Origin of the sequence: Streptomyces sp. NRRL WC-3742 (genome assembly GCF_000720635.1) — a bacterium.
Lineage (GTDB): Bacteria > Actinomycetota > Actinomycetes > Streptomycetales > Streptomycetaceae > Kitasatospora.
On the sequence record NZ_JOCF01000026.1, the window covers coordinates 15,163 to 35,380 of the forward strand.

A 20,218-nucleotide genomic window follows, 5' to 3' on the forward strand; every position below is an offset into this window, starting at 1 on the left:
CCCACGGAAGAAGGCCCCTCACCGGATCGGTGAGGGGCCTTCAGACGTTTGAACACCGACCCGCCATGCTCGCCTCGCGGCAAGTGGTCCCTCGAAGGGACGAAGGTTGGGCCCGGGGGCTTGGATCGAGCCGGTGCCTGTCCAATGTAACGCATCGGCCCGCAGAGGCAAGGAGTCGGCGGACGCGAGGCGCGGTCGAGCCGCGCTGAGGCGGCTGCGCGCCCAATGCCGTCCAGGGGTTGTGGGGACCGCACACTCAATGAACGTTATTTCTGGCAATCCCTTGGAAGGTGCGACGATCGAGGTCTAGCATTTCGCAGGCGATGCCTTCAACAAAATGTTGAACCTGCGGGACGGACGGAAGAAGGAAGCGTCGATGGCGACGGTGCCCAGTGTCTCGAACTCGATCACGGTACGGCTGGAGGTCCCGGCCCGGGGCAACGCCGTCAGTGCGATCACCACGGCCGTGGAGTCCTCCGGCGGTTCGGTGACCGGCCTCGACGTCACCGCCTCCGGCCTGGAGGCCCTGCGGATCGACGTCACGGTGGCGGCCTCCTCCGTCGCGCACGGCGAGGAGATCGTCGAGAAGCTGCGCGCCATCGACGGCGTGGCCATCGGCAAGGTCTCGGACCGTACCTTCCTGATGCACCTCGGCGGCAAGATCGAGATGTCCTCCAAGCTGCCGATCCGCAACCGTGACGACCTCAGCATGATCTACACCCCGGGTGTCGCCCGGGTCTGCATGGCGATCGCCGAGAACCCCGAGGACGCCCGCCGCCTGACCATCAAGCGCAACAGCGTCGCCGTGGTCACCGACGGCTCGGCCGTGCTGGGCCTGGGCAACATCGGCCCGGCCGCCGCGCTGCCCGTCATGGAGGGCAAGGCCGCCCTGTTCAAGCGCTTCGCCGGCATCGACGCCTGGCCGATCTGCCTGGACACCCAGGACACCGACGAGATCGTGGCCATCGTCAAGGCGATCGCCCCGGGCTTCGCCGGCATCAACCTGGAGGACATCTCCGCGCCGCGCTGCTTCGAGATCGAGGCCCGGCTGCGCGAGGCCCTGGACATCCCGGTCTTCCACGACGACCAGCACGGCACCGCGATCGTGGTGCTCGCCGCCCTCACCAACGCCCTCAAGGTCGTCGGCAAGGACATCGCCGACATCCGCGTGGTGATGTCGGGCGCCGGCGCCGCCGGCACCGCGATCCTCAAGCTGCTGCTGGCCGCCGGCGTGGAGCACGCCACCGTGGCGGACGTGCGCGGAGTGGTCCACCGGGGCCGCGACGACCTCAACGACAGCCTGCGCTGGATCGCCGAGCACACCAACCGCTCGGGCCGCACCGGCAGCCTCAAGGAGGCCGTGGCGGACGCGGACGTCTTCATCGGCGTCTCGGCCCCGAACGTGCTGGACGGCGACGACCTGGCCACCATGGCCGAGGACTCCATTGTCTTCGCGCTGGCCAACCCCGACCCCGAGGTCGACCCGGCCATCGCCCGCCAGACCGCCGCCGTGGTCGCCACCGGCCGCAGCGACTTCCCGAACCAGATCAACAACGTGCTGGTCTTCCCGGGTGTCTTCCGCGGCCTGCTCGACGCCCAGAGCCGCACGGTCAACACCGAGATGATGATCGCCGCCGCCCGGGCGCTGGCCACCACGGTCGCCGACGACGAGCTGAACGCGAACTACATCATCCCCAGCGTCTTCCACAAGGACGTCGCCAAGACCGTCGCCTCCGCGGTGCGCGAGGCGGCCCTGGCCGGGGCCCAGGGGACGCCCGTGCCCTCGCGCCCGACCCCGGGCATCGTCGGCACCCTGGACACCTCCGCCTTCCCGACCGTCAAGCTCTGACCCTCCCGCCCCGAGGCCGTGTCGGCGATCGGTCAAATGTCCGATTGGCGGCCATACCCGCCCAGGCCCGCCCCGAACCCTTGCGACACAAGGGCGAGGGGCGTGTTTGGGCTTGTCAGTCCTAGGGCGTACGGTAGCCCTGCACGGGGCAGGCGTGTCCGACAATTACGGAACGTCCCCCTGGATTCCCGGCGTGTCGTCCCGACCGCCGCCCGCACCCGGTTCGCCGGAGCCGACGGAGCGTCACAACTCCGACGGACGGGCGATGTTCGGGTGGCTCGGCCGGGGCCCGATTGGCTTTCTCGGGGCCGGTCGGGGCAGGATTCGTATCCGGCAGGCGGGCGTTGCCTTCGATCGACGGCACCGGCGCGCGGCATCGGGCACGGGCCCGGCCTGCGACCACCCAATGCCTGCATGAGCACAGTGTGCGGACCTGCGGCCCATCCGGGTGCCCCCCGGTGGGAGCACCGATGGGCCCCCGTACACCGCAAGCGAACAGACCACAGGAGTACACATGAACCGCAGTGAGCTGGTGGCCGCGCTGTCCGAGCGCGCCGAGGTGACCCGCAAGGACGCCGACGCCGTTCTGGCCGCCTTCGCCGAGATCGTCGGCGAGGTCGTCGCCAAGGGCGACGAGAAGGTCACCATCCCCGGTTTCCTGACCTTCGAGCGCACCCACCGCGCTGCCCGCACCGCCCGTAACCCGCAGACCGGCGAGCCCATCCAGATCCCCGAGGGCTACAGCGCCAAGGTCAGCGCCGGCTCCAAGCTGAAGGAAGCCGCCAAGGGCGCCTGAACCGCACCTTGAACGCCCGAGAGGCCGGGCTCCCCACGGGGAGCCCGGCCTCTCGCCGTACGGCGGTCGTTACGCGTCGACCAGCTGCTCGCTGGGCAGCTCGACGTGCGCGCCGAGGTCGCGCAGCTTCTCCATGAAGTTCTCGTAGCCGCGGTTGATCAGGTCGATGCCGTGCACGGTCGAGGTGCCCTCGGCCGCCAGCGCCGCGATCAGGTACGAGAAGCCGCCGCGCAGGTCCGGGATGACCAGCTCGGCGCCGATCAGCTTGGACGGGCCGGAGACGACCGCGGAGTGCAGGAAGTTGCGCGCGCCGAAGCGGCACGGGACGGCGCCCAGGCACTCGCGGTAGAGCTGGATGTGCGCACCCATCTGGTTGAGCGCGCCGGTGAAGCCAAGCCGCGACTCGTACACCGTCTCGTGGACGATGGACAGGCCCGTGGCCTGGGTCAGGGCGACCACCAGCGGCTGCTGCCAGTCGGTCTGGAAGCCCGGGTGCACGTCCGTCTCCAGGGCGATCGCCTTGAGCTCGCCGCCCGGGTGCCAGAAGCGGATGCCCTCGTCGTCGACCTCGAAGGCGCCGCCGACCTTCCGGAAGGTGTTGAGGAAGGTCATCATCTCCAGCTGGCGGGCGCCGCGGACGTAGATGTCGCCCTTGGTGGCCAGCGCCGCGCAGGCCCAGGAGGCCGCCTCCAGGCGGTCCGGGATCGCGCGGTGGTTGTAGCCGTTCAGCTCGTCCACACCGGTGATCAGGATGGTGCGGTCGGTGCCCAGGGTGATGATCGCGCCCATCTTCTGCAGCACGCAGATCAGGTCGACGATCTCCGGCTCGATGGCGGCGTTGCGCAGCTCGGTGACGCCCTCGGCGAGGACGGCCGTGAGCAGCACCTGCTCGGTCGCGCCGACCGAGGGGTAGGGCAGCTCGATCTTGGTGCCGCGCAGGCGCTGCGGGGCGACCAGGTAGGTGCCCTGGGGGTGCTTCTCGATGCTGGCGCCGAACTGGCGCAGCACCTCGAAGTGGAAGTCGACCGGGCGGCCGCCGATGTCGCAGCCGCCCAGGCCCGGGATGAAGGCGTGGCCGAGGCGGTGCAGCAGCGGGCCGCAGAACAGGATCGGGATCCGCGAGGAGCCGGCGTGCGCGTCGATGTCGGCGACGTTGGCGCTCTCCACGTGCGAGGGGTCGAGGATCAGCTCGCCGTCCTCGTCGCCGGTGCGCACGGTCACGCCGTGCAGCTGGAGCAGGCCGCGGACCACCTTGACGTCACGGATGTCCGGGACGTTGCGCAGTCTGCTGGGGCCCTGCCCGAGGAGGGCGGCGACCATGGCCTTGGGGACCAGGTTCTTCGCACCGCGGACGCGGATCTCGCCTTCGAGCGGGTTTCCGCCGTGGACCAGCAGGACGTCGTCGGTCATCGTTCTCGCAATCCGGAGTGCCAGAGGAGTGGGACGGGCTCCGGTGCGGAGCCGCCGGTGGACCGGTGTTACGGGCGTACGGGCGCGTTCGGGCCCCCGGCGAATCCGAGTCGGCACCGTAGAAGGGCGTCCACCATCCGTAGATGGTAGTAGGCGTGCCGATGGTTCCCGCGAGCCTCTCCCGTGATGGTGCTCTCTCCCGGGGTGCTCGCGCCCGCCGGTACGGCCGTACGGGTGTTCGTCCGGCGTGGCGGGGTTTCGCCCGTCGAGCTGTCCGTGGGGCGCCGGTTTGCGGGATCATGTGTGGCATGACCGCGGCCCACTCGCACGCAGGCCGGTCCCACACCGGCCGTCTGCTCGTCGCGACGCCCCTGCTCACCGACCCGAACTTCGCGCGCTCGGTGGTGCTGCTCCTGGACCACGACGCCGAGGGGGCGCTCGGGGTGGTCCTCAACCGGCCGACACCGGTGGAGGTGGGCAGCGTGCTGGACGGCTGGGGCCGGCTCGTCGGCCGGCCCGCGGTGGTGTTCCAGGGCGGGCCGGTGGCGCTGGACTCGGCGCTGGGCCTGGCCGTGGCGCCGGGGGACCCGGGCACCGGCGAGCCGCTCGGCTGGCGCCGGGTGCACGGGGCGATCGGCCTGGTCGACCTGGAGGCGCCGCCCGAGGTGCTGGCCGGGGAGCTCGGGGGCCTGCGGATCTTCGCCGGGTACGCCGGCTGGTCGCCGGGCCAGCTGGAGGGGGAGCTGGAGACCGGCGCCTGGTACCTGGTGGACTGCGAGCCGGGGGACATCTCCAGCCCCGAGCCGGAGCGGCTGTGGCGTGCCGTGCTGCGCCGCCAGCGCGGCCCGCTGGCCCTGCTGGCGACGTACCCGGACGATCCGACGCTGAACTGAGGACGGGCCCCGGGGACGGGCCCGCCGCGCGACACTGGCCGGGTTTCCGGGGGCGCCCATAGACTTGGCACCCATGAGCACTCTTGAGCCCGAGCGCGGCCTCGGCACCGGCACCCTGGTCGAGCCCGTCCCGCAGGTGTCCCACGGGGACGGCGACCACGAGCGCTTCGCGCACTACGTCCAGAAGGACAAGATCATGGAGAGCGCGCTCTCCGGATCTCCCGTGGTCGCGCTCTGCGGCAAGGTGTGGGTGCCCGGGCGCGACCCGAAGAAGTACCCGGTCTGCCCGATGTGCAAGGAGATCTACGACGGCATCGGCAAGCCGCAGGGCGGCGACGGGGACAACGGCAACAAGTAGTCCCGCGCTGCCGGGCGGCGCCGTTTTGCATGGTGCCTCGTTCCCGGCAGTGGTCTGTGCCGGTCGATCGGGCCGGGGCAGGATGTCGGAATGGACCTCATTCCCGCACCCTCGAGCGCCGTCCGCCGCCCGGGCGAGGACTTCCCCCTCGACGCCGCCACCACGCTGACCGCGCCGCCCGCCCTGGCCGACGCCGAGCGCTGGCTGCGCGGAGCGCTGGGCGCCGCCACCGGGCTGCCGCTCGGCCCCGGCCGGGCGGGCGAGGGGATCGAGCTGGTCCTGGACGGGGCGCTGGCCGCCGAGGCGTACCGGCTCACGGTGCGCCCGGGCCACGCCCTGATCACCGCGGGCGGCCCGGCCGGCGCCCTGTGGGGCGCGCAGACCCTGCGGCGGCTGCTCGGCCCGGACGCCCACCGCCGCTCCGCGCTGCGCCGGGACGGGTGGGTGCTGCCCGGCGTGGACGTCGAGGACGCGCCCCGGTTCGGCTGGCGCGGGGTGCTGCTGGACGTCGCCCGGCACTTCCTGCCCAAGGCCGACGTGCTGCGCTTCGTCGACCTGATCGCCGCGCACAAGCTCAACGTGCTGCACCTGCACCTGACCGACGACCAGGGCTGGCGGGTGGAGATCAGGCGCTACCCGAGGCTGACCGGGCGGGGCGCCTGGCGGGAGCGCTCGATGGTCGGCTACCGGGCCGGGCAGCGCCGGGACGACCGGCCGCACGGCGGCTACTACACCCAGGACGACCTGCGCGAGATCGTCGCCTACGCGGGCGAGCGCGGGATCACCGTCGTCCCCGAGATCGACCTGCCCGGCCACACCCAGGCCGCCGTGGCCGCCTACCCCGAGCTGGGCAACACCGACGTGGTGGACACCTCCGCGCTGGGCGTCTGGACGGACTGGGGAGTCAGCCCGAACGTCCTCAACGCCTCCGAGGAGACCCTGCGCTTCTTCGAGGGCGTGCTCGAGGAGGTGCTGGAGCTGTTCCCGTCCGAGTTCGTCCACCTCGGCGGCGACGAGTGCCCCAAGGAGCAGTGGAAGGACAGCGCCGCCGCCCAGGCGCGCATCCGCGAACTGGGCCTGGCCAACGAGGACGAGCTGCAGAGCCACCTCATCCGGCACTTCGACCGCTGGCTGGCCGCGCGCGGGCGCCGGCTGATCGGCTGGGACGAGATCCTGGAGGGCGGGCTGGCCATTGCCACCACGCCGAAGGAGGGAGCGCCGGAGGGAGGAGCGTCGGCGTCGGGTACCGAGCGCCCGGAGGCGTGGGGGCGGTCACGTGCGGCGGTGTCGTCCTGGCGGGGGTTCGGCGGGGGGATCGCGGCGGCGGAGGCCGGGCACGACGTGGTGATGTGCCCCGAGCAGTACGTCTACTTCGACCATCGGCAGGCGGACGGGCCGGACGAGCCGATCCCGGTGGGCTTCGTGCGCACCCTGGAGGACGTCTACCGCTTCGAGCCGGTGCCGCCGCAGCTGGACGCGGCCGCCGCCCGGCACGTGATCGGGACGCAGGCCAACCTGTGGAGCGAGTTCATGCACAGCGCCCGGGACATCGACTACCGGGCCTTCCCCCGGCTCGCGGCCTTCGCCGAGGTGGCCTGGTCCGACCTGCCGCGCGAGGGCGCCGAGCGCGACTGGGCGGGCTTCGAACGGCGGCTGGGGGAGCACCTGCGGGTGCTGGACGCGCTCGGCGTGGAGTACCGCCCGGTCGACGGCCCGCACCCCTGGCAGCGGTGGCCCGGGGTGGTCGGCCGGCCGATCGACGGACCGCCGCCGGTTCGATGACGGACCGGCCCGGGGACCTCTTCGGGAACTAATGAACGATCATCTGACGTCAAGAACAGATGAACATCTGCCCAGGCCCGACCCGGGTCGGGGCAGATACCGCCCGGTATCCGTCCCAATCGGGCAGCCTCGTTCACAGGCCCCGAAATGATCATCGAGCATTGTGTGCCAGAGTTGCCCAACCCGGCCCGATCGCCCGTACCCTACGGGCCAGGCCGGGCTGCCGACGCGGACAACACGGCCGGGGCTGCGGCGGCAGGCGATCGATGAGCAAGTGGAGCACGGTGGGACCCAGGTGAACCGGACGATCATGCTGCCGGCCTCGCTCGACGAGGCCGTCGACGCGCTGGCCACCGCCCCGGGCGTGGTGCCGGTGGCCGGCGCCACCGACCTGATGGAGGCCGTCAACGCCGGACGGCTGCGCCCCGCCTCCCTCCTCGGCCTCGGCCGCATCACCGAACTGCGCGGCTGGCGCTACGAGGACGGCGGCACCGCCGTCCTCGGCGCCGGACTCACCCACGCCCGGATGGACCGCCCCGACTTCGCCGCGCTCATCCCCGCGCTCGCCGACGCCGCGCGCACCGCCGGCCCGCCGCAGGTGCGCAACGTCGGCACCCTCGGCGGCAACATCGTCACCGCCGCCCCGGCCGGCGACACCCTCCCGGTGCTCACCGCCCTGGAGGCGAGCGTCACCCTCGCCCACGCCGGCGGCACCCGCGAGGTGCCCGTCAGCCACCTGCTCACCGGGCTCGACCCGGTGCGCCCCGGCGAACTGCTCACCTGGGTGCGCGTGCCCCTGCTGCACGCCCCGCAGGTCTTCCTCAAGGCCACCGGCCGCAGCGGCCCCGCCCGCGCCGGCGCCTCCGTCGCCCTCGTCCTCGACCCCGCCCGGCGCGGCGTGCGCTGCGCGGTCGGAGCCGTCGCCCCGGTGCCGCTGCGCCCGCTGGAGGCCGAAGCCTGGGTGGCCGGCTGCATCGACTGGGACGGCAGCCGGGAGATCGATCCGGCCGCCACCGCCGCCTTCGGCGAGTACGTGGCCGCCGCCTGCGTCCCCGCCGACTACGGGGCCGAGGGCGCCTGGGAGGCCGTCACCGAGGGGCCGACCGTGGCGGCCGTGCGGCTGCGGCGTACCGTGGCGGTGCTGGCCCGCCGGGCACTGGGAAGGGCGCTGAAGTGACAACGGACCCCATCGAGATCCTCGACGCCGACCCGCTCGGCCTCGGCACCCCGCAGGTCAGCCGCGAACTGCGCCCCTGCGCCTCGTACACCCTGAGGGTCAACGGCTTCGAACGGCCCGTCACCGACGCCTGGATCGGCGAGAGCCTGCTCTACGTGCTGCGCGAGCGCCTCGGCCTGGCCGGCGCCAAGGACGGCTGCGAGCAGGGCGAGTGCGGCGCCTGCTCGGTGCAGGTGGACGGCCAGCTGGTCGCCGGCTGCCTGGTGCCCGCCGCGCTGGCCGCCGACTGCGAGATCAGCACCGTCGAGGGCCTCTCCGCCGCCGGCGGCGCCAGTGACGTCCAGCAGGCCCTGGCCGCCTCCGGCGCCGTCCAGTGCGGCTACTGCGCCCCCGGCATGGCGATGGCCGTGCACGACCTGCTCCAGCGCAACCACCGGCCCACCGAGGTCGAGGCCCGCCAGGCCCTGTGCGGCAACCTGTGCCGCTGCACCGGCTACCGGGGCGTCCTGGCCGCCGTCCAGACCGTCGCCGACGCCCGCGCCCTGGAGGCCGAGGCGGCGGAGGCGTCCGCCCTCGCCGAGGAGACCCCGGCCCCGGCGCCCGCCGCCGCCCCGGCCCCCGTCGCGGAGGAGCCGGCCGCCGAGGCCACCGCCGCCGCCGGGCCCGCACCCGAGCCCGCCGTCGACGCGCCCGTCTACACCGACGCGGACGCCTGGATCGAGGCCGCCCCGTACACCGCCCCCGCCGACGGCTACGACACCGGCGTGTACGACACCTCCGCCCTGACGGCCCACCAGGGCGGCATCCCCGCCCAGGCCGCCGACGACCAGGTCTACCGGCAGGCCCAGGGCTACCCCGAGCAGCCGTACCAGGCCACCCCCGCCCACGGCACCTTCGTGCCCGCCGGCTACCCGGAGGGCTACCAACAGTCCAGCGGCCACGACTCCGGCTACGAATCCGGGTACGACGCCCCGGTCTACGAGCCCACCCCCGCGCACGGCACCCCGCTGCCCGGCTACGACACGACGGCCGTGCCCCCGCACGCCACCCCCGCCCACGGCATCCGGCTCCCCGAGGACGACCACGCATCATGACGTCGCCTACCGACATCGGCGCAGCACTCCAGCAGGACGGCGGCGCGGGCGGCGCCGCACCGGAGGCTTCGGGCCTGGGCAGCTCCCCGCTGCGCACCGACGCCCTGCCCAAGGCGCTCGGCATCTACCCGTACGCGGCCGACCTCTGGGCCGAGGGCCTGCTCTGGGGCGCCGTGCTGCGCTCCCCGCACCCGCACGCGCGCATCCGGGGCATCGACACCTCGGCCGCGCTCGCCCTGCCCGGCGTGCACGCCGTCGTCACCGGCGCCGACCTGCCGCCCGGACCGGACGGCAGCCCCGACGGCGCGCCGTCCGGCCCGATCGTCGCCGACCGGCCGGTGCTGGCCGTCGGCGTGGTGCGCCACCACGGCGAGCCCGTCGCGGCGGTGGCCGCCGACCACCCGGACACTGCCCGGCTGGCGGTCGGCCTGATCGCGGTCGACTACGAGCCGCTGGAGGCCGTCACCGACCCCGAGCAGGCGTTCACCGCCCCGCCGCTGCACCCGGACGGCAACCTCTTCCGCCACTTGCCGCTGCGCACCGGGGACCCGGAGGCCGCCGGGGAGCTCATCGTCGAGGGCCTCTACCAGGTGGGCCGTCAGGACCCGGCCCCGCTGGGCGCCGAGGCCGGGCTCGCCGTGCCGCGCCCGGACGGCGGGGTGGAGCTGCACCTGTCCTCCACCGACCCGCACGGCGACCGTGACCGCACCGCCGCCTGCCTCGGCCTGGAGCCGGACCGCGTCCGACTGGTCGCCACCGGCGTGCCCGGCGCCACCACCGACCGCGAGGACCTCTCCTTCCAGGTCACCCTGGCGCTGCTGGCGCTGCGCACCGGCCGCCCGGTGAAGATGACCCTCACCCGCGAGGAGTCCTTCCACACCCACACCTCGCGCCACCCCGCGCTGCTGCGCTACCGCCACCACGCCGACGCCGAAGGCGTCCTGGTGAAGGTCGAGGCGCAGATCCTGCTGGACGGCGGCGCCTACGCGGACGTCTCCGCCGAGGCGCTGGCCGCCGCGACGGCCTTCTCCGTCGGCCCGTACAACTGCCCCAACGTCTTCGTGGACGCCTGGGCGGTGCGCACCAACAACCCGCCGGCCGGCCGGATGCGCGGTGAGGGCGCGCTGCAGGCGTGCTTCGCGTACGAGTCGCAGCTGGACCAGCTGGCCGCCCGGGTGGGCGTGGACCCGGTGGAGATCCGCCGGCGCAACGCGATGGCCACCGGCGACCCGCTGCCCACCGGACAGGCCGTCACCTGCCCGGCGCCGGTGCGGGCCCTGCTGGACGCGGTGGCCGCCGAGCCGCTGCCGGCCCTGCCGGTGGACGACCCGGACGCCGAGTGGCTGCTGCCGGGCGGGCCCGGCGGTGCCGGGGACCCGTCGGCGGTGCGGCGGGGGATCGGCTACGCCGTCGGCATGGTGCACATGCTGGGCGCCGAGGGCGAGGACGAGGTGTCCACCGCCACCGTGCGGGTCAGCGGCGACCACGCCACCGTGATCTGCGCGGCCGTCGACGCCGGTCAGGGCTTCGCCACGCTGGCCCGGCAGATCGTGCAGACCGTCCTGGGAGTCAGCGAGGTCTACCTCGCGCCGGCCGACAGCGACCAGTCCGTCGCCGGGCCCTCCGCCCGGGGCCGGCACACCTGGGTCTCCGGCGGCGCGGTCGAGCGGGCCGCGCTGATGGTGCGCCACCAGCTGCTCCAGCCGATCGCGGCCAACTTCGGGATGTCCGCCGAGCTGCTCCAGATCGCCGACGGCAAGATCACCTCCTACGACGGGGTGCTCGGCATGCCGGTCGCCGAGGCGCTGGAGGGCAAGGAGCTGTGGGCCACCGCGCAGTGCCGCCCGCACCCGACCGAGCCGCTGGACGAGGACGGGCACGGCGACGCCTTCGTCTCCATCTCCTTCTGCGCGATGCGCGCGGTGGTGGACGTGGACATCGAGCTGGGCGCCGTCCGGGTGGTCGAGATGACCGTCGCCCAGGACGTCGGCCGGGCGCTGAACCCGCGCCAGATCGAGGACCGCATCGAGGCGGGCGTGGCCCAGGGCGTGGGCCTGGCCCTGCTGGAGGACCTGCGCACCGAGGGCGGCGTGCTGCTCAACCCCTCGCTGACCGGCTACCGGCTGCCCACCTCGCTGGACACCCCGGACGTGCGGATCGCCGCGCTGCTGGAGGAGCGGGACGTGGTGGCCACCTTCGGGGCCAAGGCCGTCAGCGCAGCCCCCGCCGTGGTCGCCCCGGCGGCCGTGGCCGCCGCCGTCCGGGCCGCCACCGGGCTGCCGGTCGGCCGGCTGCCGATCAGGCCGGAGGACGCCGTCTCGGCCTGACGGGCGGGCGGGGCGCACGGGAAACGAGGAACGGGAAATACGGAATTGCCGGTCGGCTCCTTTTCGGGCCGACCGGCAATTCCATTCCTCGAGGCCATGGCGGGAATCGAACCCGCGTGCACCGCTTTGCAGACGGTTCCCTAAGCCACTCGGGCACACGGCCAGTGAATTCAGGATGACGGAATTCAGGAAGAGGGTCAACGCCGCTTTGTAAATTCTGTATGGCAATGTGTGCTACCGTCGGGAATCGGTGGCTGTTTTCCCGCCACCCCGGACGAGCGCGTCGTACCCGGTGACGACAAGACGGCGCAGTTCAGCGGCAATCCGGCCGCTGTGAACTGCGGAGGTGGCCGTCATGGCCTGGCTCGTTCTGATCGTCTCCGGTCTCCTGGAGACCGTGTGGGCGGTGGCCCTGGAATCGTCCAAGGGTTTCTCCCGTCCCGTCCCCGGCATCGTCTTCGGCGTCGCCCTGCTGTTCAGCATGGGCGGGCTGGCGTACGCGATGCGCACCATCCCGATCGGCACCGGGTACGCGGTGTGGGTCGGCATCGGCGCGGTCGGCACCGCGCTGTACGGCATGGCCGTGCTGGGGGACGCGGTGACGGCGGCCCGGATCGGCTGCCTGCTGCTGATCGTCTCCGGCGTGGTGGGGCTCAAGGTGCTGCACTGACCGCACCGGCGGTACCGGCGGTGCGGTCAGTGCTGGCGGTGCCGGCGGCTGGTCCTACGTCCGGAGGCCGAGGAACTCAGCGACTTCCGTCAGGGGTCAACGACCCGGACGGCACTTACGATGCTACGTATGACCACAGCCTCCCCCACCTCGGTCGACGCGGCCTCCCCACCCACCGGAACCGACCCCGGGGGAGGGGTGCTCGGCGGGCGCTACCGGGCGCTGACCCTGGGGATCGTCTCGGTGGTCCTGGTGATCGCCTTCGAGGCGACCGCCGTCAACACCGCCATGCCGGTCGCCGCCCGGCAGCTGGACGGCCTCGAGCTGTACGCCTTCGCCTTCTCCGGCTACTTCACCACCACGCTGTTCGCCCTGGTCGTCTCCGGCCAGTGGTGCGACCGGCGCGGGCCGCGGCAGCCGCTGTTCGCGGGCATCGCGGTGTTCGGCGCGGGCCTGGTGGTGGCGGGGACGGCGCCCGGCATGTGGGTGTTCGTGGCCGGGCGGGCGATCCAGGGGCTGGGCGGCGGGCTGGTGATCGTCGCCCTGTACGTGGTCGTCGGCCGGGCCTACCCGGAGCGGCTGCGGCCGGCCGTCTTCGCCGCCTTCTCCTCGGCCTGGGTGCTGCCCTCGATCGTCGGCCCGCTGGTCGCCGGGGCCGTCACCCAGCACCTGGGCTGGCGCTGGGTGTTCCTGGCCGTGCCGGCGCTGATCCTGCTGCCGCTGGCCGTCATGGGCCCGGCGCTCGCCCGCTCCGAGCGCGAGCACCCGGCGCCGAGGGGCGCGGACTTCGACCGGCGGCGCACCCTGCTGGCCGCGATGGCCGCGGTGGGCGCCGGTCTGCTCCAGTACGCCGGTCAGCGGCTCGACCTGATCGGCCTGATACCCGGTGCGGCCGGGGTGGCGCTGCTGGCCCCGGCCGTCCTCGGGCTGCTGCCGAAGGGCACCCTGCGCTCCGGGCGGGGGCTGCCGACGGTGATCCTGCTGCGCGGGGTGGCGGCCGGGGCGTTCTTCGCGGCCGAGGCGTTCATCCCGCTGATGATGGTCACCCAGCGCGGCCTGTCGCCGACGCTGGCCGGGCTCACCCTGACCAGCGGCGGGCTCTCCTGGGCGCTGGGCTCCTGGCTCCAGGGGCGGCCCGGGGCCGAGCGCTACCGGGCGGTGATGATCCGCGGCGGCTTCGTGCTGAGCACGGTGGCGATCGCGGGCGCCGCGCTGGTGCTCGTCCCGGCGGTGCCGGCCTGGGCGGCGGCGCTGGCCTGGGGCGTGGGCGGCATCGGGATGGGGCTGACGGTCGCGTCCGTCAGCGTGCTGATGATGAAGCTGTCCGCGCCGGAGGACGCCGGGGCCAACTCGGCCGCGCTGCAGATGAGCGACGCGCTGGGCAACGTGCTGCTGACGGGCCTGGCCGGGGTGATGTTCGCGGCGCTCGGCGGCGGCTCGATGGCCGTGGCCCACGGGAGCGCCGAAGGCGCCGGCTCGGCCGGCGCCTTCGCGGTGATCCTGCTGACCATGGCCGGGGTCGCGCTCCTCGGGGCGCTGCTCGCCGGCCGGGTCCGCGCCCGGGCCTGACCGTCAGGAGGTGGGGACGGGTGTGGCGGGGGCGGACGGGGTGCCGAGGAAGGACTCCCAGCCGCCCGCCGGGGACTGCCCCGGGGCCAGGGTCTGCAGCTTGCGCAGCACCGCCGGGTCCTGGGCGTCCAGCCAGTCCACGAGCTGGCGGAAGGAGACCAGCCGGACCTCGGGCTTGCCCGCGATCTGCTTGAGGGCCTCCTCGACGGCGTTCATGTAGATGCCGCCGTTCCACTCCTCGAAGTGGTTGCCGATCACGTACGGCGCCCGGTTGCTGTTGTAGGTGCGCTCGAAGCCCATCAGGTAGGAGTCCCGGGCCTGGGTCTGGAAGCCCGGGTGGAGCGCCGGGTCGGCCTTGGTGTTGGGGCCGCACTGGTTGTACATGATGTTGTAGTCCATCGACAGCACCTGGAAGGTGTGCCCGGGGAAGGGGATGGACTGCAGCGGGAGGTCCCACAGGGCGCCGCCCTGGATCTTCTGCGGCCAGACCTGGGTGCCGTTGCCGCTGCTGTCGTAGCGCCAGCCGCGCTTGACGGCGGTGGGCAGCAGGTTGCGCTGGCCCTCCAGGCAGGGGGTGCGGCTGCCGATCAGCTCCTTGGAGTAGTCGAAGGGCAGCGGGGGCAGGTCGGTGAAGCCGGTGTTGGTGCGCCAGTTGGTCACGAAGTCCATCGCCTGCTGGATCTCGCTGTCCCACTCCTCGGGGGACCACTTCCCGACGCCCGTGGAGCCGCAGAAGTGGCCGTTGAAGTGGGTGCCGATCTCGTGGCCCTCCAGCCAGGCCGCGTGGACGTTCTGCAGGGTGTCGCGGATGTGCTGGTCGCTCAGGTAGCCGATGTCGGAGGCGCCGACCTTGTGCTGCGGCGGTCGGTAGAGGTCCTTCTTGGACTCGGGCAGCAGGTAGAGGCCGCTGAGGAAGAACGTCATCCTGGCGTCGTGCTCCTGCGCCAGCTTGCGGAAGCGGGCGAACAGGCCGTTGTCGAGCTCGCCGGCGCCGTCCCAGGAGAAGACCACGAACTGCGGCGGCCGCTGGCCGGGCTGCAGCTTCTCGGGGACGGGCTGGTACGGCTGGGCGCCGGTGTCGGAGGTGGAGCCGTCGCCGATCAGCACGACCTTCGGCTGGGGCACCGGCGCCGGGGTGGCGGTCTGCTCGGAGGAGGAGGGGCCCGGCCCGGGCGCGTTGCTCGCCGTCCCGGCCGCGTGCTCCCCTCCGCCGCCTCCCTTGCCCCCGCAGCCGGCCGCCAGGGTGGCGGCCGTCGCCGCGCCGGCGGCCAGCAGGGTGCGGCGCGAGAGAGCGTCCATGGTCACTCCGTTCATGAGGCGTTCGGCAGGCGTGCAGGCGTGCGAAAGTCCGGTCGGACAAGTGGGGTGATAGAACCCGTGACCGGGTCAGCATGGCACGCGGGTGGTGGAGCCCGTCGCGGCTCGGCGAGTGGTCGTGGGCGATCGCTCGATTGACGCAACCGAACGCGCGGAGCATTCGTCGAAGCACGTACCGGGCCGGTCGCCGCGCCGGGGAACGCCGGGCGGAGAGGTCGCTCTCCGTGGCCGACCGGGCGCTCGGCGCTGTCGTCGGGGCGCGAGCCCTGCCGATCGGCGGGTGTCGATGTGACCGTCGTGCCGACGTGGCTTACGGTTCGATCCGATTGAATGGGTTCTCAGGAAGTTCCCAGGAATCCGGGTTTCCGGTTCCGACGGGGTCGACGGATCGACAGAGGGGAGCGCTCGTGGACGTCCGGAGCAGGGGCCCCTGGCCGGGCGCCCTGGCCGCGGGCACGGCCCTGGTGTTCGGCGCCTGGATGCTGAACGGCGGCGCCTCCCTCACCCTGCCGCCCGCCCCGGGCGCGGGTCAGGCGCAGTCCGGCATCGCCCCGGTCTCGATCGTCCCGCCGCTGGGCCCGTCCGCCCCGACCCGCGTCCGCATCCCGTCCGTACGGCTGGACGCCCCGGTCACCGCGCTCGGCCTCGACGCGGGCGGCCACCTCCAGGCCCCGCCGGCCGAGGACCGCAACCTCGCGGGCTGGTACCGGGGCGGCGCCAGCCCCGGCCAGCGGGGCACCGCGATCCTGGCCGGGCACGTCGACAACAAGTCGGGCCCGGCCGTCTTCTACCACCTGGGCGCGCTCCACCGGGGAGACCGGATCGAGATCGCCCGGGCCGACGGCGCCACCGCCGTGTACCAGCTGTACGCCATCGAAGTGCACGACCGAAAGGACTTCCCGGACGAGCGGGTCTACCGCCAGGCCGCCGACGCACAGCTGCGGGTCATCACCTGCGGCGGCGCGTACAGCGAGGAGCACGGCTACGAGGGCAACGTCGTCGCCTACGGCTTCCTGGCCGACACCAAGCCGCCGGGCAAAGCCGCATGACCACGCTCACGCTCGCCTCCCGCTGGAACCCGCTCGACTGGCCGCTCACCCACGGCCCGATCCCGCAAGCCGTCCAGGCAGTCGGCTGGGCGGCGCTCATCCTGCTCGCGCTGCGCCGCGACCGCTCCTGGTGGCGCTTCGGCCTTCCCGCCGCGCTGGCCACCGCCGCCGGGCTCAGCCTGCTGCTCGGCTACCTGGTGGACGACTGGTGGCACCCCTTCCCCGAGGGCACCCCCCGGTACGTCACCTGGTGGGTCGCCACCGCCCTGCTGGGTCTGTGCCTGGCCGCCTACCGGATGCGCCGCAGCACCTGGCCGCGCCGGGTGCTCGGCCTGGGCCTCGGCTCGCTGGTGCTGCTGATGGCCGCCTCCGAGGTCAACATCGGGTTCGACATGTACCCGAACGGCCGCGTCATGCTCGCGCCCTGGCTCGACAGGACGGCGATGCTGTCCACCACCAAGTCCGCCGAGACCGCGACCGCCCCGCCGGACAAGGTGCTGGAGGAGGTCTGGACGCCCCCGCCCGGCCTGCCCGCCAAGGGCACCGTCTCCCAGGCGCACATACCCGGCACCAAGTCCGGGTTCCACGGCCGCAACGCGTACATCTACCTGCCGCCCGCCTACCAGGCCAGCCCGCGCCCGCTGCTGCCCGTCCTGGTGCTGATCACCGGTCAGCCCGGCGCGCCGGACGAGTGGGTGCACCAGGGCCAGGTCGACGAGCTGATGGACGCCTTCGCCGCCAAGCACGGGGGCCTCGCCCCGATCGTGGTGATGCCCGACCAGCTCGGCGCCACCTGGAACAACTCGCTCTGCATGGACTCGAAGATCGCCAAGATGCAGACCTACCTCGCCGAGGACGTGCCCAACTGGGCCCAGAAGAACCTGCAGACCGCCACCGGCCGCAGGTCCTGGGCGATCGGCGGCGCCTCCATGGGGGGAACCTGCGCGCTGCAGCTGGGCGTCAACGCCCCCGAGGTGTACGGCACCGTGCTGGACATCTCCGGGCAGGAGGAACCGACGCTCGGCACCCGCGCCGAGACCGTCAAGGCCGCCTTCGGCGGTGACACGGCGAAGTTCGACGCCATCGACCCGCTCCAGGTGATGGCCCGCCGCCAGTTCCCCGACACCGCGATCGCCGTCGTCGTGGGCGAGGGCGACGGGATCTTCCGGCCGCAGCAGGAGAAGGTCTACAAAGCCGTTCAGGGGGCAGGGATGAAGGCCACGTTCGCGACGGCGCCGGGCGGCCACGGCTGGATGGTCTTCCGTCCGGCCATCGCCGACCAGCTGCCCTGGCTGGCCCGGCAGACGGGACTGATCCGGTGAGCGGGACCGCGACGGCGCTCGCCGTCGAGCAGCGCTCCCCCCGGACCGAGCGGGCGCCCGCCCCGGCCCCCGTCACCGGGACGCCCGGCTCGCGCGGGCAGCGGCTGCGCCGGGCGCCGCGGGCCCTCGGCGCCCGACTGCGCGCCGCGCCGCTCACGCTGGCCCTGCTGGTCGGGCTGTGGACGATCGGCGCCGCCACCGGCAGCCTCGCCCACGGCCCGTCCGCCCGGGTGCTCGCCCACGCCGGCGTCGGCCTGCCCACCCTCGCCGAGGGGCGCTGGTGGACGCCGCTGACCTCACTGCTGTGGTGCTCGGGCCTCGGCAGTTACGTGTTCACCAGCCTGCTGCTGCTCCTGGTCGGCCCGGCCGCCGAGCAGCGGCTCGGACGGCTGCGCACCCTGGCGGTGCTGGTCGGTGGACAGGTCGTCGGCACCCTCGCCGGGACGGGGCTGATCAAGGCCGGCTCCCTGGCCGGCGAGCAGTGGACCGTCTCCGTCGCCGACCAGACCTCGATCGGCCCCGGTGTGGGCCTGTTCGCCCTGGCCGGGGTGCTCGGCTACCGGCTCACCGTGCTGTGGAGGCGACGGCTGCACCTGATGGTGCTGCTCGTCCCCCTGGTCATGACGCTGTACGTGGGCCACCTGCAGAGCGTCCAGCGGTGCGCCGCGGCCCTGGCCGGGCTGGGCGTGGGCGCGCTGATCGGCCGCGGCCGCCCGTACCTGCGCAGCCACCGCTCCTCGCACGCCGAGACCAGGGTGCTGGTCGCGCTCTGCCTGGTCGCCGCCGCCTTCGGGCCGCTGATCGCCTCGCTGTACGACAACGCCAGCGGGCCGTTCAACACCTTCTCCGAGCTGTACTTCTCGCACCGGCTCAGCCCGGAGGAGGTCGCCGAATTCTGCGCGGTGTCGGCGCACGACTGCGCCCGCGCGCACGCCGTCGAGCGGATCTTCGACACCCCGGGCCGGCTGATGGCCGCGCTGTTCCCGGCGCTGCTGCTGGTGCTCGCCGAGGGGCTGCGCCGGGGGCTGCGGTTCGCCTGGCGGATCACCGTCGCCACCGAGCTGCTCTGGGTGGCGCTGCTGGGCTGGCTGTACCTGGACGCCGGGCCGGTGGACCGGGACCTGGTGCAGTACTTCGTCGAGGCGATGCTGCTGCCGCTGCTGACCACCGCGCTGCTGCTGGCCACCCGTCAGCGCTTCCCGCTGCGGCTGCCCGGCCGGGCGGTGCGCCGGATCGGCCTGCTGGTCGGCGGCGCCGCGCTGGTCACGGCCGCCGCGTACGTGGGCCTGGGGCGGCTGGCGGCCGACCAGTTCGAGCCGGGGGCCGGGGTGCGGGGGCTGGTCAACGGGCTGCCCGCGCAGTTCCTGCCGCCCGCGTACAACGACCTGCTGCCGGACTACCCGGTGGCCGTCGGCCCGGTGGCGCTGTTCCTGGAGACGTACTGCGGGCTGGCGTTCTGGGTGGTCGCGCTGGGCGCGCTGCTGACCTCCTTCCGGCGGCCGGTGCCGCACACCGACGCGGACGCGGCCGCCCGGGCCAGGGCGCTGCTCACCGAGCACGGCGGCGGCACGCTGTCCTTCATCACCACCTGGGACGGCAACCACTACTGGTTCGAGGAGGAGGGCCGGTCGGCCGTCGCCTACCGGCTGCTGGGCACGGTCGCGCTGACCACCGGGGACCCGTTCGGGGCCCCGGAGGACCGGGCCGCCGCCGTGGCGGGCTTCGCCCGGCACTGCGACGCGCGGGGCTGGACGCCGTGCTTCTACAGCGTCTCCCCGCAGACCAGGGCGGCCACCGGGCAGCTGGGCTGGCGCTCGCTGCAGGTCGCCGAGGACACCGTCGTGCCCCTGCCCGAGCTGGCCTTCACCGGCAAGAAGTGGCAGGACATCCGCACCGCGCTCAACAAGGCGGGCAAGCAGGGCATCACCGCCGAGTGGTGGTCGTACCACGAGGCGCCACTGGCCCTGAAGGACCAGATCCGGGCGATCTCCGAGGAGTGGGTCTCCGAGAAGGGCCTGCCCGAGATGGGCTTCACCCTCGGGGGCCTGGAGGAGCTGGACGACCCGGACGTGCGGGTGCTGGTCGCGGTGGACGCGCAGCGGACGGTGCACGGGCTGACCAGCTGGATGCCGGTCTACGAGGACGGCGTGCCGGTCGGCTGGACGCTGGACTTCATGCGCCGGCGCTCGGAGGGCTTCCGCGGGGTCAGCGAGTTCCTGATCGCCTCGGCCGCGCTCGGCTTCAAGGAGGAGGGCGCCCGCTTCCTGTCGCTCTCCGGCGCGCCGCTGGCGCGCTCCGGGCAGGACGAGGAGCCCACCGGGCTGGAGCGGATGCTGGACTGGATGGGCGGGGTGCTGGAGCCGGTGTACGGCTTCCGGTCGCTGTTGGCGTTCAAGGCGAAGTTCCAGCCGGAGTACCGGCCGATGTACATGTGCTACTCCGACCCGGCGGCGCTGCCGGCGATCACCAGGGCGATCGGCAAGGCGTACCTGCCGCACCTGACGGCCGCGCAGGGCGTGCGGCTGATGCGGCGGCTGTCGGGCTGAAGCCGCGGTGCGACGGTCGTACGGCCGGGAGCGCGTGCGGGCGCTCCCGGACGCCGTAC

General features: G+C 73.5%; 14 protein-coding genes, 1 tRNA gene, 1 pseudogene and 1 riboswitch. Of the genes and pseudogenes, 13 read left to right on the top strand and 3 right to left on the bottom strand.

Translation table 11 applies throughout. From position 1 onward, the window contains the following. Positions 1 to 376 precede the first annotated feature (376 nt). Both IH61_RS0116245 and IH61_RS0116250 read left to right on the top strand, forming a co-directional pair. Positions 377 to 1,849, top strand: coding sequence for an NAD-dependent malic enzyme (locus IH61_RS0116245; RefSeq protein ID WP_031070224.1), 1,473 nt, complete (start codon positions 377 to 379; stop codon positions 1,847 to 1,849). A 514-nt stretch (positions 1,850 to 2,363) separates the two neighbouring features. Next, complete coding sequence (locus IH61_RS0116250; RefSeq protein ID WP_030308200.1) at positions 2,364 to 2,645, top strand: HU family DNA-binding protein; 282 nt, start codon at positions 2,364 to 2,366, stop codon at positions 2,643 to 2,645. Between the two features lie 69 nt (positions 2,646 to 2,714). On the opposite strand, the gene murA is transcribed toward IH61_RS0116250, so the two are convergent. After that, positions 2,715 to 4,055, bottom strand: a complete 1,341-nt coding sequence (gene murA / locus IH61_RS0116255) for a UDP-N-acetylglucosamine 1-carboxyvinyltransferase (protein WP_031070226.1) — start codon at positions 4,053 to 4,055, stop codon at positions 2,715 to 2,717. A gap of 299 nt (positions 4,056 to 4,354) precedes the next feature. Here murA and IH61_RS0116260 point away from each other — a divergent pair, with 299 nt between their 5' ends. The 6 genes and pseudogenes from IH61_RS0116260 (at position 4,355) to IH61_RS0116285 (ending at position 11,686) form a co-directional block, all read left to right on the top strand. Further along, a complete protein-coding gene (locus tag IH61_RS0116260) occupies positions 4,355 to 4,948 on the top strand; it encodes a YqgE/AlgH family protein (protein ID WP_031070228.1) in 594 nt (197 codons plus the stop codon). A gap of 73 nt (positions 4,949 to 5,021) precedes the next feature. After that, positions 5,022 to 5,306, top strand: coding sequence for a DUF3039 domain-containing protein (locus IH61_RS0116265; RefSeq protein ID WP_031070229.1), 285 nt, complete (start codon positions 5,022 to 5,024; stop codon positions 5,304 to 5,306). A 90-nt stretch (positions 5,307 to 5,396) separates the two neighbouring features. Further along, positions 5,397 to 7,088: a beta-N-acetylhexosaminidase gene (locus tag IH61_RS0116270; protein WP_031070231.1), complete on the top strand. Its 1,692-nt coding sequence runs from the start codon at positions 5,397 to 5,399 to the stop codon at positions 7,086 to 7,088. A gap of 310 nt (positions 7,089 to 7,398) precedes the next feature. Then, complete coding sequence (locus tag IH61_RS45975; RefSeq protein WP_051837209.1) at positions 7,399 to 8,265, top strand: FAD binding domain-containing protein; 867 nt, start codon at positions 7,399 to 7,401, stop codon at positions 8,263 to 8,265. Positions 8,266 to 8,336: 71 nt separating this feature from the next. Continuing rightward, a pseudogene (locus IH61_RS48530) lies at positions 8,337 to 8,793 on the top strand ((2Fe-2S)-binding protein); the annotation flags it as partial. A gap of 562 nt (positions 8,794 to 9,355) precedes the next feature. Next, entirely contained in the window at positions 9,356 to 11,686 is a 2,331-nt protein-coding gene (locus IH61_RS0116285; RefSeq protein ID WP_031070235.1) for a xanthine dehydrogenase family protein molybdopterin-binding subunit, read from the top strand. Positions 11,687 to 11,777: 91 nt separating this feature from the next. On the opposite strand, the gene IH61_RS0116290 is transcribed toward IH61_RS0116285, so the two are convergent. Next, a tRNA-Cys gene (locus IH61_RS0116290) sits at positions 11,778 to 11,849 on the bottom strand. A gap of 84 nt (positions 11,850 to 11,933) precedes the next feature. After that, positions 11,934 to 11,999, top strand: a riboswitch (guanidine-III (ykkC-III) riboswitch). 42 nt (positions 12,000 to 12,041) lie between these two features. On the opposite strand from IH61_RS0116290, the gene IH61_RS0116295 reads away from it, so the two are divergent. Both IH61_RS0116295 and IH61_RS0116300 read left to right on the top strand, forming a co-directional pair. Continuing rightward, positions 12,042 to 12,356, top strand: coding sequence for a DMT family transporter (locus tag IH61_RS0116295; protein ID WP_031070237.1), 315 nt, complete (start codon positions 12,042 to 12,044; stop codon positions 12,354 to 12,356). 129 nt (positions 12,357 to 12,485) lie between these two features. Then, positions 12,486 to 13,925, top strand: a complete 1,440-nt coding sequence (locus IH61_RS0116300) for an MFS transporter (RefSeq protein WP_031070239.1) — start codon at positions 12,486 to 12,488, stop codon at positions 13,923 to 13,925. 3 nt (positions 13,926 to 13,928) lie between these two features. Here IH61_RS0116300 and IH61_RS0116305 read toward each other — a convergent pair whose 3' ends face one another. Then, positions 13,929 to 15,224 (bottom strand): lipoprotein, encoded by a 1,296-nt coding sequence (locus IH61_RS0116305; protein ID WP_037972858.1) that lies wholly within the window; start codon positions 15,222 to 15,224, stop codon positions 13,929 to 13,931. Between the two features lie 425 nt (positions 15,225 to 15,649). Between IH61_RS0116305 and IH61_RS0116310 the strand changes: the two genes are divergently transcribed. The 3 genes from IH61_RS0116310 to IH61_RS0116320 are packed head-to-tail and all read left to right on the top strand — an operon-like array spanning position 15,650 to position 20,159. Beyond that, on the top strand, positions 15,650 to 16,291 hold the full coding sequence (locus IH61_RS0116310; RefSeq protein ID WP_051837185.1) for a class F sortase: 642 nt from the start codon (positions 15,650 to 15,652) through the stop codon (positions 16,289 to 16,291). After that, positions 16,288 to 17,613, top strand: a complete 1,326-nt coding sequence (locus IH61_RS0116315) for an alpha/beta hydrolase (protein WP_051837187.1) — start codon at positions 16,288 to 16,290, stop codon at positions 17,611 to 17,613. The genes IH61_RS0116310 and IH61_RS0116315 overlap by 4 nt, the downstream gene beginning before the upstream one ends. After that, positions 17,610 to 20,159, top strand: a complete 2,550-nt coding sequence (locus IH61_RS0116320; RefSeq protein WP_051837189.1) for a rhomboid family intramembrane serine protease — start codon at positions 17,610 to 17,612, stop codon at positions 20,157 to 20,159. The genes IH61_RS0116315 and IH61_RS0116320 overlap by 4 nt, the downstream gene beginning before the upstream one ends. Positions 20,160 to 20,218 lie beyond the last annotated feature (59 nt).

What these genes read in the sequence shown, in the direction of transcription:
- IH61_RS0116265 (WP_031070229.1), top strand. Translation starts at nt 5,022, where the DNA reads ATGAGCACTCTTGAGCCCGAGCGCGGCCTCGGCACCGGCACCCTGGTC.
- IH61_RS0116260 (WP_031070228.1), top strand. Translation starts at nt 4,355, where the DNA reads ATGTGTGGCATGACCGCGGCCCACTCGCACGCAGGCCGGTCCCACACC.
- IH61_RS45975 (WP_051837209.1), top strand. Translation starts at nt 7,399, where the DNA reads ATGCTGCCGGCCTCGCTCGACGAGGCCGTCGACGCGCTGGCCACCGCC.
- IH61_RS0116250 (WP_030308200.1), top strand. Translation starts at nt 2,364, where the DNA reads ATGAACCGCAGTGAGCTGGTGGCCGCGCTGTCCGAGCGCGCCGAGGTG.
- IH61_RS0116305 (WP_037972858.1), bottom strand. Translation starts at nt 15,224, where the DNA reads ATGGACGCTCTCTCGCGCCGCACCCTGCTGGCCGCCGGCGCGGCGACG.
- IH61_RS0116295 (WP_031070237.1), top strand. Translation starts at nt 12,042, where the DNA reads ATGGCCTGGCTCGTTCTGATCGTCTCCGGTCTCCTGGAGACCGTGTGG.
- IH61_RS0116285 (WP_031070235.1), top strand. Translation starts at nt 9,356, where the DNA reads ATGACGTCGCCTACCGACATCGGCGCAGCACTCCAGCAGGACGGCGGC.
- IH61_RS0116300 (WP_031070239.1), top strand. Translation starts at nt 12,486, where the DNA reads ATGACCACAGCCTCCCCCACCTCGGTCGACGCGGCCTCCCCACCCACC.
- IH61_RS0116270 (WP_031070231.1), top strand. Translation starts at nt 5,397, where the DNA reads ATGGACCTCATTCCCGCACCCTCGAGCGCCGTCCGCCGCCCGGGCGAG.
- IH61_RS0116245 (WP_031070224.1), top strand. Translation starts at nt 377, where the DNA reads ATGGCGACGGTGCCCAGTGTCTCGAACTCGATCACGGTACGGCTGGAG.
- IH61_RS0116315 (WP_051837187.1), top strand. Translation starts at nt 16,288, where the DNA reads ATGACCACGCTCACGCTCGCCTCCCGCTGGAACCCGCTCGACTGGCCG.
- murA (WP_031070226.1), bottom strand. Translation starts at nt 4,055, where the DNA reads ATGACCGACGACGTCCTGCTGGTCCACGGCGGAAACCCGCTCGAAGGC.